15 protein-coding genes and 1 other RNA gene are annotated in these 13,109 nt (G+C 73.6%); 8 read left to right on the forward strand and 8 right to left on the reverse strand.

Features of this window, described 5'->3' with window-relative positions:
• The first annotated feature begins 101 nt into the window (after positions 1 to 101).
• The 5 genes from ACO4JP_RS07665 to ACO4JP_RS07685 all read left to right on the forward strand — a co-directional run bounded on the left by ACO4JP_RS07665 (position 102) and on the right by ACO4JP_RS07685 (position 5,517).
• Positions 102 to 785, forward strand: a complete 684-nt coding sequence (locus tag ACO4JP_RS07665; protein ID WP_425956784.1) for an SDR family oxidoreductase — start codon at positions 102 to 104, stop codon at positions 783 to 785.
• A 225-nt stretch (positions 786 to 1,010) separates the two neighbouring features.
• Positions 1,011 to 2,690, forward strand: coding sequence for a bifunctional 3'-5' exonuclease/DNA polymerase (locus tag ACO4JP_RS07670; RefSeq protein ID WP_425956785.1), 1,680 nt, complete (start codon positions 1,011 to 1,013; stop codon positions 2,688 to 2,690).
• A gap of 16 nt (positions 2,691 to 2,706) precedes the next feature.
• A complete protein-coding gene (locus ACO4JP_RS07675) occupies positions 2,707 to 3,570 on the forward strand; it encodes a Nif3-like dinuclear metal center hexameric protein (protein WP_425956786.1) in 864 nt (287 codons plus the stop codon).
• Positions 3,571 to 3,592: 22 nt separating this feature from the next.
• Complete coding sequence (locus ACO4JP_RS07680; protein ID WP_425956787.1) at positions 3,593 to 4,336, forward strand: zinc ribbon domain-containing protein; 744 nt, start codon at positions 3,593 to 3,595, stop codon at positions 4,334 to 4,336.
• Positions 4,336 to 5,517, forward strand: a complete 1,182-nt coding sequence (locus tag ACO4JP_RS07685) for a bifunctional RNase H/acid phosphatase (protein ID WP_425956788.1) — start codon at positions 4,336 to 4,338, stop codon at positions 5,515 to 5,517. The genes ACO4JP_RS07680 and ACO4JP_RS07685 overlap by 1 nt, the downstream gene beginning before the upstream one ends.
• On the opposite strand, the gene ACO4JP_RS07690 is transcribed toward ACO4JP_RS07685, so the two are convergent.
• From ACO4JP_RS07690 to ACO4JP_RS07715, 6 genes are all read right to left on the reverse strand, one after another.
• Complete coding sequence (locus ACO4JP_RS07690) at positions 5,505 to 5,873, reverse strand: TfoX/Sxy family protein (protein WP_425956789.1); 369 nt, start codon at positions 5,871 to 5,873, stop codon at positions 5,505 to 5,507. The genes ACO4JP_RS07685 and ACO4JP_RS07690 overlap by 13 nt on opposite strands.
• 28 nt (positions 5,874 to 5,901) lie before the next feature.
• Positions 5,902 to 6,735, reverse strand: coding sequence for a YaaA family protein (locus tag ACO4JP_RS07695; RefSeq protein WP_425956790.1), 834 nt, complete (start codon positions 6,733 to 6,735; stop codon positions 5,902 to 5,904).
• A 46-nt stretch (positions 6,736 to 6,781) separates the two neighbouring features.
• Positions 6,782 to 7,561, reverse strand: a complete 780-nt coding sequence (locus tag ACO4JP_RS07700) for an ABC transporter permease (protein WP_425956791.1) — start codon at positions 7,559 to 7,561, stop codon at positions 6,782 to 6,784.
• Positions 7,558 to 8,595 carry an ABC transporter ATP-binding protein gene (locus tag ACO4JP_RS07705; RefSeq protein ID WP_425956792.1) on the reverse strand — a complete coding sequence of 346 codons (1,038 nt, stop codon included), beginning with the start codon at positions 8,593 to 8,595 and terminating at the stop codon, positions 7,558 to 7,560. Before ACO4JP_RS07705 ends, ACO4JP_RS07700 begins: the two co-directional genes overlap by 4 nt.
• A 137-nt stretch (positions 8,596 to 8,732) precedes the next feature.
• Positions 8,733 to 9,674, reverse strand: a complete 942-nt coding sequence (locus ACO4JP_RS07710; RefSeq protein ID WP_425956793.1) for a permease prefix domain 1-containing protein — start codon at positions 9,672 to 9,674, stop codon at positions 8,733 to 8,735.
• Positions 9,671 to 10,069, reverse strand: a complete 399-nt coding sequence (locus ACO4JP_RS07715; protein WP_425956794.1) for a PadR family transcriptional regulator — start codon at positions 10,067 to 10,069, stop codon at positions 9,671 to 9,673. Before ACO4JP_RS07715 ends, ACO4JP_RS07710 begins: the two co-directional genes overlap by 4 nt.
• Positions 10,070 to 10,174: 105 nt before the next feature.
• On the opposite strand from ACO4JP_RS07715, the gene ACO4JP_RS07720 reads away from it, so the two are divergent.
• Both ACO4JP_RS07720 and rnpB read left to right on the forward strand, forming a co-directional pair.
• Positions 10,175 to 10,558 carry a tautomerase family protein gene (locus ACO4JP_RS07720; protein ID WP_425956795.1) on the forward strand — a complete coding sequence of 128 codons (384 nt, stop codon included), beginning with the start codon at positions 10,175 to 10,177 and terminating at the stop codon, positions 10,556 to 10,558.
• Positions 10,559 to 10,573: 15 nt separating this feature from the next.
• Positions 10,574 to 10,950, forward strand: an RNA gene (gene rnpB / locus ACO4JP_RS07725) — RNase P RNA component class A.
• A 4-nt stretch (positions 10,951 to 10,954) separates the two neighbouring features.
• Here the strand turns inward: rnpB and ACO4JP_RS07730 are convergent.
• A complete protein-coding gene (locus tag ACO4JP_RS07730; RefSeq protein WP_425956796.1) occupies positions 10,955 to 11,524 on the reverse strand; it encodes a tyrosine-type recombinase/integrase in 570 nt (189 codons plus the stop codon).
• Complete coding sequence (locus ACO4JP_RS07735; RefSeq protein WP_425956797.1) at positions 11,487 to 12,533, reverse strand: hypothetical protein; 1,047 nt, start codon at positions 12,531 to 12,533, stop codon at positions 11,487 to 11,489. Before ACO4JP_RS07735 ends, ACO4JP_RS07730 begins: the two co-directional genes overlap by 38 nt.
• Positions 12,534 to 12,794: 261 nt before the next feature.
• On the opposite strand from ACO4JP_RS07735, the gene ACO4JP_RS07740 reads away from it, so the two are divergent.
• Positions 12,795 to 12,989, forward strand: a complete 195-nt coding sequence (locus ACO4JP_RS07740; RefSeq protein ID WP_425956798.1) for a hypothetical protein — start codon at positions 12,795 to 12,797, stop codon at positions 12,987 to 12,989.
• The last annotated feature ends 120 nt before the right edge of the window (positions 12,990 to 13,109 follow it).

Genomic DNA, 13,109 nt, shown 5'->3' on the forward strand with positions numbered 1-13,109 from the left:
TGACGCGATGTTCGCCAAACGCGTGCCAGTGCCCCGCGGCGCTGAAAGACTGGTGACGACTCGGCGGCACCGTCCGAGCGTGCGTACAAGGAGGTCGGCTCGTGCCCACCCGTGAATCGCGCCGCCTGCGCGTCGTCGTGGCAGGCGGCCACGGCAAGGTCGCGCTGCATCTGACCCGGTATCTCGCGGAGCGCGGGCACGACGTCGTCGGCCTGGTCCGCAATCCCGCGCACGTGCCCGACATCGAGGCGGCGGGCGGCAACGGCGTCGTGATCGACCTGGAGCACGCCGAGACCGCCGACGTCGCGGAGGTGCTGAAGGATGCGGACGCCGTCGTGTTCTCCGCCGGCGCGGGCCCGGGCAGCACCGCGGAGCGCAAGTACACCGTGGACCGGGACGGAGCGATCCTCCTCACCGCGGCGGCGAGCGAAGCGGGCGTGCGGCGCTTCATCCAGGTCTCCACGCAAGGTGCGGGCGCGCCCGCACCCGGCGGGTCGACGCCGGTCTGGGCCGCGTACCTCGACGCCAAGACGCAGGCGGAGGACGACCTGCGCAAGAGCGACCTCGACTGGACGATCCTTCGCCCAGGCCAGTTCACCGACGCCCCGGGCACCGGCCGGGTCACGCTCGCGGGCGACCGCGTCACACGCGGCACGGTGCCGCGCGCCGATGTCGCGGCCGTCGTCGCGGAGCTCGTCCTGTCGGGCGGTGCGGTCGGGCGCACCCTCGCGCTGACGAGCGGCCAGGTCCCGATCCCGACGGCAGTCGCGGCGACGGGCGCCTGACTCCGGCCCTCAGCCGGGCCTCGCGGCCTCCTGCTCACTCACACCCTCGCCCCCGCGACAGTCGGCGCCGCGGCCGCAATCGGCGCCGCGGCCGCAATCGGCGCCGCCGCCAAAGTCGGCGCCCCCGCGCGTTACGGGACCCTGGGGCTCCGGTTAACACCCCGGATATCCGGAGCCCCAGAGTCCCGCAACGCTGGTGTCGGGGGCAGCGGCAAGGATGAGGGCGTGAATCGTGTTCTAGCCGGCGACGGCGAGCGGGGGGCCGCGCTCGCCCGCGTCGTGCGCGACGGCGAAGGCGGCCGCCCCGCACCGCGCTGGACCTGGGACGACACCAACCGCTGGTACCCCGCGCTGCTCGACGCCGGCGTGCGCGTCGAGCGGGCGCACGACCTGCGGCTCGCGCACATGATCCTGCGGCGCTCGCCGCTGACCGCGCAGACGCCGTTCGCGCAGGCGCAGCCTGGGCCGTGGGACCGGCTCGAGCCGGCGCCGGCCGGGCCGCCGCCGCCCGTCCCCGGCGTCGGCCCCGCGCCTGAAGGGCTGTTCGACCTCGGCGACCTGGCGCACTCCGCGCACCCGGAGCACGAGGACCTCGACCCCGCCGCCGAGCTCGCCGCCCAGGACGCGGCCGTCGCCGCTGCCGGCGACCCCGGCCGCCTGCGCTTCCTGCTCGCCGCCGAGTCCGCAGGCGCCCTCGTCGCCGCGGAGATGCACCACGCCGGCTTGCCCTGGCGCGCCGACGTGCACGACGCCATCCTCACCGAGCGCCTCGGCCCGAGGCCGCCGCTCGGGCAGCGGCCCGTGCGGCTCGAGGCGCTCGCGGTCCAGATCCGGGAGGCCCTCGACGCCCCGCCCGCCCTCAACCCCGACTCGCACCCCAGCCTGCTCAAGGCGATGCAGTACGCCGGAGTCGGGACGAAGAGCCTGAGCAAGTGGGAGCTCGAGGAGATCGACCACCCCGTCATCGCCCCGCTGCTGGTGTACAAGAAGCTGAGCCGGCTGCTCACGGCCAACGGCTGGAACTGGCTCGACACCTGGGTTCGCGACGGCCGGTTCCGGTCCGAGTACGTGGTCGGCGGCGTCGTCACCGGCAGGTGGTCGAGCGTCGGCGGGGGAGCGCTGCAGCTGCCCAAGGACGTGCGCCGCGCCGTCGTCGCCGACCCGGGCTGGACGCTCGTCGTCGCGGATGTCGCGCAGCTCGAGCCGCGCGTGCTCGCCGCGATGAGCGGCGACGAGGCGATGGCGGCCGCGGGGCGCGGCGGCGACATGTACGCGGGCATCGTCGCCTCGGGGGCCGTGGCCACGCGCGAGCTCGCCAAGGTCGGCATGCTCGGGGCGATGTACGGCGGCACCACGGGCGCGAGCGCGCAGGTGCTGCCCAGCCTTGCGCGGACGTTCCCGCGCGCGATCGCGCTGGTCGAGGAGGCAGCCCGGGCGGGCGAGCGCGGCGAGGTCGTCTCCACCTGGCTCGGACGCGGGTCGCCGCGGCCGGGGGAGTCGTGGGACGAGGTCCAGGCCGGCGCGTACGACGCCGACGACGGCGCACGGGCGCGGTCGTTCACGCGGTCCTGGGGCCGGTTCACGCGCAACTTCGTGGTGCAGGGGACGGCGGCGGAGTGGGCGCTGGCCTGGCTGGCCTCGGTGCGGCGGAGGCTCTGGGGTCTGGGGGAGGCGACCTCGACGAGCTCCGTCACCGGAGCGGACGACGTGTTCGCGCGCCGGCCTCACCTTGCGTTCTTCCTCCACGACGAGGTGGTGGTGCACTCCCCCGCAGAGATGGCAGACGACGTCGCGCGCGAGCTGCGCGAGGCAGCCGCCGAGGCGGGGCGCCTGTTGTTCGGTGACGCCCCGGTCGAGTTCCCCCTCACGGTCACGACGGTCGAGTCGTACGCCGACGCCAAGTGAACTTATGGTCGGCCCCATGACAGCCGCACCCACGCTCGGAGACGTCGTCGCCGTCCTCGAGGGCCTGTACCCACCCGCCACCGCGGAGGGGTGGGACTCGGTCGGCCTCATCGCGGGGGACCCGGCCGCCCCGGTCCGCAAGGTGCTCTTCGCCGTGGACCCGGTCGCGACCGTCGTCGACGAGGCGCTCGAGTGGGGCGCCGACCTGGTCGTCACGCACCACCCGCTGTTCCTCAAGGGCGTGCACTCCGTCGCCGCCACCACGTTCAAGGGTTCCGTGGTGCACCGCCTGCTCACGGCCGGCGTCGGGCTGTACAACGCGCACACCAACGCCGACTCCGCACCGCGCGGCGTGGCGGACGCGCTCGCCGACGCCGTCGGGCTCGTCGACCGTGGGCCGCTCGTCGCGCACGCGGAGGGTGCGGAGACCGGGATCGGACGCGTGGGGCGCCTCGCCGAGCCCGCCACCCTCGGCGAGTTCGCGCGGCGCGTCGCCGCGGCGTTGCCCGCCACCGCGCAGGGCCTTCGCGTCGCGGGCGACCTCGACGCCCCCGTGAGCACCGCCGCCGTCGTCGGCGGCTCGGGCGACTCTCTGTTCGACGCCGTCCGGTCCGCCGCCGTCGACGTGTACGTCACCTCCGACCTGCGCCACCACCCCGCCTCCGAGCTGCGCGAGCGCGCCCTGTTCGAGCGCGGCACCCCCTACCTGGTGGACACTGCGCACTTCGCCTCCGAGTGGCCGTGGCTGCGCTACGCGGCGACGGACCTCGCGGCGGGCGTCACCACGCTGCTGGCAGCACGCGGCGAGGACGGTACGGTGACGTGCAAGGTCTCCACCCGGGTCACCGACCCGTGGACCACGACCGTGACAGCTCCATGACAGACGCCAGGAAGGACCCGCGGTGACCACTGCAGCCCCCGAGGACCAGCTCCGGCTGCTGTCCCTGCAGGCGCTCGACAGACGCGCCCAGCAGCTCGCCCACTCCCGCCGCACCCACCCCACGCTGGCCAAGGTCGCCGAGCTCGACAAGCACATCGCCGACCTGCACGGCTCGCTCGTCGACTCGCGGACCGCCGTCAGCGACCTCGAGCGCGAGCTCGCCAAGTCCGAGGCCGACGTCGCGCAGGTGGTCGCCCGCGCGGCCAAGGACCAGCAGCGGATCGACTCCGGCGGCCTGAGCGCCCGGGACTCGGTCGCCGTCAGCGACGAGCTCGCCTCGCTCGCACGTCGCCAGGCCGCGCTCGAGGAGGTCGAGCTTGAGGTCATGGAGCGCCTCGAGGCGCACCAGGACGCCCTCGCCAAGGTCGAGGCAGCACACCAGGAGCTCGTCGGCGCCAAGGTTGCCGCCGAGGCCGAACGCGACGCCGCGTTCGCCGATATCGACGGTCAGGCCGCGGCCATCGCGGCCGAGCGCGCCGACGCCGCCGGCGGGATCGACGCCGCGCTCGTGAAGCTCTACGACCAGCTCCGCACCCGTCTCGGCGGGACCGGCGCCGCGGCCCTGCGCGGCGGTCGCTGCGAGGGTTGCGGGCTCGAGCTCAACCCCGGTGACCTCGGGGCCGCCCGGTCGGCCGCTGCCGACCAGGTGGTGCGCTGCGAAGAGTGCGGCCGCATCCTCGTACGCGTCGCGGAGTCCGCCGTCTGATGGGAGCCTCGGGCGGCCGCGAGCTCGTCGTCGAGGCCGACGGCGGGTCTCGCGGCAACCCCGGGCCGGGCGGGTACGGGGCGCTCGTGCGCGACGCCGCCAGCGGGGCCGTGCTCGCCGAGCGCGCGGGCTTCCTGGGCGTCACCACCAACAACGTCGCCGAGTACACCGGTCTGCTCGAGGGCCTGCGCGCCGCGCACGCCGTCGACCCGCACGCGCGCGTGCACGTGCGGATGGACTCGCGCCTCGTCGTCGAGCAGATGACCGGGGCGTGGCAGATCAAGCACGACGGGCTGCGGGCCATTGCCGCCCAGGCGCGCGCCGTCTTCCCCGCCGGGCAGGTCGACTACACGTGGGTGCCGCGGGCGCACAACTCCGCGGCGGACGCGCTGGCGAACGAGGCGATGGACACCCGGTCGCGGGGCATCGCGCGTGACCACTACCGGACCGGCGGCGGGCACGCCGTCGCCGAGCCGGGCGAGACGCTCGGCGCCCCCGCCGCGGCCGAGCCGGCCTGGCGGCCGGCGGGCGCATTCTCGGCGCTCGACCCGGCCGACGCGCTCAACCTCGTGCTGGTGCGCCACGGCGTCACGCCGATGACCCTGGTCGGCGGTCTGTCCGGCGGCGATGTCCCGGGCCCACCGCTCACCGCACAGGGCCGCATCCAGGCCGCCCGTGCCGCCGACGCCGTCTTCCGCCTGCAGGATCTCTGGGCCGACCTGCCGCGCCCCAGCCACATCGCGTCCTCGCCGATGGTCCGCACGCAGGAGGTCGCGGCCGCCGTCGGGCGCCGCCTCGGCCTGCACGTGGCCGTCGACGACCGGCTGCGCGAGATGGAGTTCGGCGACTGGGAGTCGCTGACTCCGGCCGAGGTCGAGGAGCGCTGGCCCGGCGACTTCGAGCGCTGGTTCAGCACGGGCACGTTCGTGCCGCCGGGCGGGGAGTCCTACGAGCAGGTCGGCGAGCGCGTCGCCGGTGCGATCGAGGACCTGCGCGCCGCCGGGACGGGCCGCACCGTGGTGGTGGCCGGGCACGCGGCGATGATCCGCACCGTCGTCGGGCGCGCCCTGGACACGCCACCTTCGGCGTGGTCGCGCCTGCGGATCCCGCCGTGCTCGCTGACCGTGCTGCGCTTCTTCCCGGGCATGACCGAGGTCGCGGCGGTCGGCTACCCGACCTGACGGTTGCCGGCCGGCTTCTTGGGCTCCTTGGCGAGCGCGCCCGCGACGCCGGACTCGACCCACGAGGCCAGCTCGGCGTCGTCGGCGATGACGTCGTCCGGGACCACGACCCAGCCCGACATGCTCCTGCCGCCCATCGTCATGGGCACGGCGCCACGCTCGATCGCGGCGGGCTCGCCGTCGGCGCCGACGGGCATGATCAGCCCGCCACCGTTGTGCAGGCCCACCGCCATGTGCGTGTTGACCATGAAGGCCAGCCCGCCGAACATGCGCTTCTCGTCGGCCGGTGCGCCACCGCCGATCCGTTCGTTGACGATCGCGCGCACACGCGCGGCAAGCCCCTGGTCGTACGCCATGCCCCCAGCATGCCCCCGCACCCGCGTGTCAGCCGATGACGAGCTCCAGCGTGGCCGGTGCCGTGCGGGTCTTCGCCGCGTGCAGGCTGGCCCCCAGCAGGCGGTAGCTCAGGCCCGAGCCCACCTCGGTGCCGATGACCGTTCCGGCCAGCTCGCCCGCGGCGTCGAGCAGCTCCGTGGCGCTCGACGGCGCGGCGCCCGCGCGTCGCAGCAGGTGGCCCGTCAGCACTCCACGAGTGTGCTTCGCGTTGTGCGAGACGACGGTCCGCGTGCCGTCCGTGTCCCGGAGCACCCTGACGGTGACCCACTCCGAGGCGCCCGCGCGCGGCTTCCATGCGGCCACGTACGTGGCCGAGCGGCAGTCGACGACGACGTCGCCCGCGGCCCGCGCGTCCAGCGCGGCGCCCAGCGGCCCCCGCCAGGCGGCGGCGAGCTTGCCCACCCCGGGCAGGTCGACGCCCATCGACAGCCGGTAGGCGGGGATGCGGTCGCCGGGCGCGACGGCGCCCCACAGGCCGGAGAAGATGCGCACGGACTCGGCCGCGCGAGCAGCCGCGGCGACGTCGGCCACCGCGTCGGCCAGCCCTGCCGCCGCGTACAGGACGCCGCTGTAGACGTGCGCGGCCGGTGCCGCCGGCTCGGCGTGCAGGCGCGTGTTGCGCTCCACCTCGTCGACGAGGGAGGCGCCGACGCCGAGCACGCCGCTCGCACCGGGGCGCGCGCTCGCCTCGGCGAGCGCCGCCAGCACCGCGGAGCGCTGCGCCGTCAGGGCGTCGGCCGCGGTGAGCGCGGCCAGGTCCACCGGGGCGGCGTCGGCGGGCGCGGGCGTCTTGCCCTCGGAGGGCGGCAGCAGGAGGAGCACGGCGAAACCCTACGGTTCGCCGTGCTCCTCCTCGGGTCCCGAGCCGTCAGCTCGAGCGCTGATAGGCGCGGAACGCCCCGGTCGCGAGCCAGGTCATGACGACGACGAGCGCCGCCAGCAGCCCGAGCCGCCCCCACACCACGCCCCAATCCGTCGCGCCGGACAGCGCCTCGCGCCCGGCGACGACGGCCCAGTCGAACGGGTTGTACTTCGCCGCCGTCTCCACCCACGACGCCGACAGCTGCGTGTCCATGACCGCCGACGAGAGGAACATCAGCGGGATGGTCAGCAGCTGGGAGACGCCGATGAGCGCCTGCTGCTGCCGGGTGAGCAGCGCGACGGCGTTCGAGAGCGCCGCGAACACGCAGGTCAGGAGCACGACGGCGACCAGCATCACGAGCACGCCGGTGAGGCCGCCGTCGAACCGGGCGCCGCAGAGCCACGCGACGCCCAGCACGAACAGCGCCTGGACCACCGACACCACGGAGAACCAGGCGAGGCTCGCCACCTGCATGGCGCCGCGGCTCGCGGGCGACGCGAGCTCCCGGTCCAGGACTCCGCGCTCGGCGTCCTCCACGAACCCCGTGCCCGCCCAGGCCGCGCCGAACATGGCCGTCATCATGACGACGCCCGGTGTGATGAACTCGAGGTAGGAGCCGCCGCCGCTGGAGAAGCCCGGGATTTCGACGACCCGCGTGAACAGCTGGCCGAACAGCAGCAGCCACAGCAGCGGCTGCACCAGGTTCATCACGGCGAAGACGGGGATGCGCAGCGTGCCGCGGCCGGCACGCGCGGCCAGCAGGCCGGTCTGGACGATCGCGCTCATGACGCCACCACCTCTCGCGTCGCGTCGGCGAGCTCGCCGGCCTCGAAGGTGCGGCCGGTGTGCCGCAGGTACACGTCGTCGAGCGTCGGGCGGGCGATGCCCGCCGCCTGCACCGCGACGCCGGCGACGTCGAGCGCCGCGAGCAGCACGGGGAGCGACGCCGCGCCGGAGGCCGCCCGGGCGCGCAGCCGGCGCCCGTCGGTGGCGATCTCGGTGAGTCCGTCGAGGCCGTCGGCCACGGCGGCCGCGCGGGTGGCGGCGACGCCGTCGTGCAGGTCGACGGTGAGCCCGTCGCCGTGCAGCTGGTCCTTGAGCTCGTCGGGCGTGCCGCGCGTGATGACGCGGCCGTGGTCGACGATGACGACCTGGTCGGCGAGGCGGTCGGCCTCGTCGAGATAGTGCGTGGTGAGCAGGACGGTCATGCCGTCGCCGTTGGTCATGCGCTCGATCTCGGCCCACAGCTCCGTACGCGCGTTGGGGTCGAGGCCGGTGGTCGGCTCGTCGAGGAACAGCACCTCCGGGCGGTGCACGAGGCCGACGGCGACGTCGAGCTTGCGGGACATGCCGCCGGAGTACGTGCGCACGAGCCGGTCGGCGGCCTCGGTGAGGCCGAAGCGCTCGAGCAGCTCGTCGGCCCGGGCACGGGCGTCGCGACGCGAGAGGCCCTGGAGCCGCCCCGCGAGCACGAGGTTCTCCCGGCCCGTGTCCAGGACGCGGGTGACGGGCTGCTGCGAGACGTAGCCGATCGTGCGGCGAACGGCGGCGCCGTCGTGCAGGACGTCGAGGCCTGCGACGCGGGCAGTGCCGGCGTCGGGCCGCGACAGCGTGGCGAGGATGCGGACGGTCGTGGACTTGCCGGCCCCGTTGGGGCCGAGCAGTCCGAGGACGCTGCCGGGCTCGACCACCAGGTCGATGCCGTCGAGCGCGCGGACCTCCTGCTTGCGGGTGCGGTACGTCTTGGTGAGTCCGGCGACCTCGATCGCCGGGCCGGGTCGGGTGCGGTGGCGCTGTGGCAGCGCAGTCGTGGCGGGCACGGGTCTTCCCTCTCTGTGCGGTGTGAAGAAGAGAGCCCGGCGCCCACCCGTAGTCTGTGAGTGCGTCTCGGATCCGGCTGTGTGCCGGGCTCGGGTGCGGTCCCCGGGCGGTGGCAGCCGCCCGGGGACTTGTCCTGTCAGTCCTTGGTCTTGTTGCCGAACAGCATCTGGGCGAGGAGGAGCATCATCACGGCCCAGCCCCCGACGAGCGCGAGCCAGGACCAGCGCCAGCCCACCGTGAACCCGAGGACGCCGGTCGCGACGAGCGCGATCACCCAGATCACGGCGGTGTAGAGCCCGAACCGCGCGGCGGCGGCCGGGTCCTGCGCGAACCGGTTGTCGCCGTCGACGTCGTGCGCCATCTGGCGGGCCCACGCCTTGCGGCGGTTGGTCTGCGTGACGCCCAGCCACGTGAACATCGCGGCGCCGACGACGACGGCGAGGCCGCCGACGATGATCCACGCCACCGCGCTGGGCGGCCCCCAGGCGGGCAGCGCGACCAGCCCGAGGCCGATCCCGGTGGTGACGAGCGCGCCGGCCGTGCCCCAGAGGGCGGCACGAGAGCGGGGGAGCGGGTGGTTGGTCGTCGTCTCCTGGGCGAGCGAGCTGCCGATGATCCACCCGACGGCGAGCCCGGCGACGACCGCGAGCGCGGCGGGCAGCGCGACCGCGCCGGCGATCGCGGCGAGCGCGAACCCGACGATCGCTCCGGCGGTGACCACAGAGGCGAGGACGAGGGCGACGACGAACCTCGGGTTCGGGCGCACCCGATGCTGCGCCATCAGGACCTCGGAGTCGGCCCATGCGGATCGGCGGCGCGGGGCCTCGGGTGCGGCCTCGCCGGTCGGCGTCGGGATCGCGGGCCGGTCGCTGTCGGTCACCTCGGAGATCAGGGCGTCGACGTCGCCGAGCTCGGCGAGCGCGCGCTGGGCGGCCTCGTCGGCGGAGAGCCCCGTGGCCTCGAGCTCGGCGGCGCGGTCGAGCAGGCCGGCGCGGATCTCCTCCTTGAGGTCGGCGACCTCGGGGGTGAGGGGCACGCCGGCGAACGCCTCGTCGAGCAGGCGGTGGACGGTGGTCATCGGACCGAGCCTTTCTGGGTGTCCTTGCGGGAGCCGTATCGGGTGTCGAGGAGCGCGTCGATGACGTCACGCGTGGCGACCCACGCCGCGACGTTGGAGCGGTACACCGCTCGGCCGGCGTCGGTGATCCGGTAGTACTTGCGGCGGCCGCCCTGCGACTCGTCGCCCCAGTAGGCCTCGACGAGGCCGTCCTTCACGAGGCGGCGGTAGGTGGCATAGAGGGTCGCTTCCTTGATCTCGTGGTCGCCGCCCGTCGCGTCGCGGATGGCCTTGTAGATCTCGAAGCCGTAGCGGTCAGCCGTGCGCAGCGCGCCGAGCACGATCGTGTCGGTGTGCCCGCGCAGCAGGTCGGCGGCGAACGCGTCGTCGGGGCTGAGGGGCGGTGCTTGTGTCACGCCAAGTACTGTATGACATCGAGTACTCGATGACAACACCTCTGGTGGTTGAGCCTGTCGAAACCACCTCGCCCGGACTGGAGCGGGTTGGCTACTGTCCGCGTCATGGTGCAGGTCAAGGTCTATGGCAACCGCTCGGTCTGGGCCGATCGCCGCGGCGAGATCTCCGACGCGATCCACGCTGCGCTGGTCCGCACGTGGCAGCTCCCGGAGGAGAAGCGGTTCCACCGCTTCCTCCTGCTCGACGACGGTGACCTCGTCGCGCCGCGCTCGTCGTCGTACCTCGTGGTCGAGGTGGTGTGCTTCGCGGGGCGCTCGCTCGCCGCCAAGCGCGCGCTGGTCTGGGCGATGTACGACGACGTCGCGCCGGCGCTCGGGCTGACGGCGGACGACGTGGAGGTCGTGATCCTCGAGAGCCCGCGCGAGAACTGGGGCATCCGCGGCCTCGCCGGAGACGAGCTTGCGCTCGGATACCGCGTGGACGTCTAGACTCCTCAGCGCGGACGAGTCGGTCGGACGGTCGCGTGGCCCTTCGGGGTCCCGAGGAACGTCCGGGCTCCGAAGGGCAAGGTGGTGGCTAACAGCCACCCGGGGTGACCCGCGGGACAGTGCCACAGAGAACAGACCGCCGTCGTGATCCGTCACGGCGGTAAGGGTGAAACGGTGGTGCAAGAGACCACCAGCGCCCCTGGTGACAGGGGCGGCTCGGTAAACCCCACCTGGAGCAAGGTCAGACAGGGAGCGTTCGAGGGCGGCCCGCCCGAGCTCCCGGGTAGACCGCTCGAGCCCTGCGGCAACGTAGGGCCTAGATGGATGACCGTCACCCGTTCCTGGGTAACCGGGGGCGGGGACAGAACCCGGCGTACAGACCGGCTCGTCCGCTTTTTAGCTTCCCACCTGGGCAAACGCCCCGGCGAGGGCCCCGCTGTCCGTCATTTGTCCGTCAGAGGCGGACACCGGGGCGCCCATCACGAGGTCCACGGTCTTCCGGGTCGGGTCATCCGAGTCCGGCCACAGGTGCGAGTACGTGTCCAGCATCTCGGTCGCCGAGGCGTGGCCGAGACGCGCCTGCACCGTCTTCACCGACTCCGCGTGCCGGATCAGCAAGCTCGAGTAGAAGTGCCGTAGGTCGTGGAACACCACCCGTGCCGGCATCGGGTCGTTCCCGATCGCGGTCCGCGCCTTCGCACGCGCCAGGTGGTCGGCCCCCTCGGTGGGGAGCAGCCCAGCGGCTCGCGCCTCCAGGACCAACGCCTTCGCCGTGTCTCGCGACACCTCCAACGCCCGCGCGACCGCCGTGACCCCGGTGCCCGGTTCGGCGTCCAGGAACACACGAGCTGTGGTGCGCCACGCGAGCTCGACGTCCTGGAGGACGTACAGGCGTCGGGCGGCGGCGACGGCCTTCTGCCAGTGATCGCTAAACGCTGACCGGCGCAGCGGCGACCCGACCTGCAAGGTGAAGATGGCCGCTCACCCCGGCGGGGTACTTCGCCAGGTGCTCGGCGACGGCGTTGACCGCGAACTGCGGCAACGGAATGTCGCGGTGGCTCGCGCCCGTCTTCAACGGCGCGAACTCCGGCTTCTTCCCCGACACGGACAGCATCTGCCGGTCCACCGTCAGGCGACGACGCAGAAAGTCGATGCGGTCCACGGTGACGCCGAACGCCTCGGACTGGCGAAGCCCGGTCGCGGCGGTGAACAGCACGAGCGCCCGGTACCGGTCCGGCATCGAGTCCGCGAGCGCGCGCACGAACCCCGGCGGTAATGGCGTCACCTTCGTGGTGCGCGGCTTCGGAACCCGCACTCCCGCACAGGGGGACGACGCGATCTTCCGGTCCACGACGGCGGCTTTCATGATCGTCACCGGTACGTCACCGACACGGTCGCCGGTGCGAGCTTGACCCCCGAGGCGCTTCACCAACGCGGTCATGTCCGAGTTCCGCAGCGAGTCCAGCGGACGGTCGCCGATGACGGGGAAGTCGTGATTCGTCAGGTTCTGTCGGACCACGTCTTGCGTCGTGGGCCGCCTGGAGCAGTGGAGCCAGACCGGACGCGACCAGCTCCTGGCCGACTCGGTGCGCCGTGCGGTGATCCGCCCGGCCGATGAGGCGTTCCTCAACGAGCCCGCCCCGGTGGGCGGCGTGACCCCACCGGCGGGCATCATCAACGCCGGAATGCCGGTCATCGCCGGGTCGATCAGCGCCAACCTCGACGAGCTCGTGGACGCTGTCGCCACCATCGAGCGGCGCACGGCACGGCGACCCACATCCTGGCCGCCCCGGACGCCTGGACCGCGCTGCGGAAGGTGAAGACGGCCGACGGGTCGGCCGAGTCGCTGCTGGGCGCCGGGACCGAGGACGCCGAACCTCGCCTGCTGGGCATCGAGGTGATCCGCACGCCAGCCGTCCCGGCCGGGAAGCTGGTCGTGCTGGACCGCACCGCCGTCGTCTCCGCCGTCGGCCACGTCCGAGCACCTGTACTTCCGCAACCACGCGATGGCGCTGCGCTGCACGTTCCGGTTCGGCCAGGCGCTGGTGCGCCCCGAGCGCACCGCGCTGCTGACTGTCGGTGGTGGGGAGTAGTTCGCCAACACCATCGCCGCTCGGTTGGGACACGACGACGTCGCTCCACGAGTCCGGTGCGGTAACGTGCGGCGGCGCGCCGACGACCTGCGTCAGCTCGCGCCCACAAGCACACGGAAACTGAGAAGGGCCAGGATCAGACGGTGGACTTCCTCTCTGCGCTACTCATCGTCGCGATCGGGGTCAACGTCGTCATGGCCGTGCACGACGTTCGCACCCGCGACCGGCGCCAGGTCTCGTTCCTGGAAGCCTGGAAGGCGTCCACTCCGTCCCGAGGGGTAGCGCTCGTGGCATTCTTCGCCATCGCCGCGCTGTGGTCGTTCTGGAACCGCGGGTAACTCGGCGCCGCCGGCAACCAAGAGAACGGGCCCCCGAACCGACGGCTGTGGTGACCCCAGGGGGTGTGTCCGATCTGCGCCAACGGCGCCCCCCGGAGTTAGTGCTCATCCCCCTAGCGC

Origin of the sequence: Xylanimonas sp. McL0601 (assembly GCF_049852175.1) — a bacterium.
Taxonomy (GTDB): domain Bacteria; phylum Actinomycetota; class Actinomycetes; order Actinomycetales; family Cellulomonadaceae; genus Xylanimonas.

What these genes read in the sequence shown, in the direction of transcription:
- ACO4JP_RS07675 (WP_425956786.1), top strand. Translation starts at nt 2,707, where the DNA reads ATGACAGCCGCACCCACGCTCGGAGACGTCGTCGCCGTCCTCGAGGGC.
- ACO4JP_RS07685 (WP_425956788.1), top strand. Translation starts at nt 4,336, where the DNA reads ATGGGAGCCTCGGGCGGCCGCGAGCTCGTCGTCGAGGCCGACGGCGGG.
- ACO4JP_RS07690 (WP_425956789.1), bottom strand. Translation starts at nt 5,873, where the DNA reads ATGGCGTACGACCAGGGGCTTGCCGCGCGTGTGCGCGCGATCGTCAAC.
- ACO4JP_RS07700 (WP_425956791.1), bottom strand. Translation starts at nt 7,561, where the DNA reads ATGAGCGCGATCGTCCAGACCGGCCTGCTGGCCGCGCGTGCCGGCCGC.
- ACO4JP_RS07710 (WP_425956793.1), bottom strand. Translation starts at nt 9,674, where the DNA reads ATGACCACCGTCCACCGCCTGCTCGACGAGGCGTTCGCCGGCGTGCCC.
- ACO4JP_RS07720 (WP_425956795.1), top strand. Translation starts at nt 10,175, where the DNA reads ATGGTGCAGGTCAAGGTCTATGGCAACCGCTCGGTCTGGGCCGATCGC.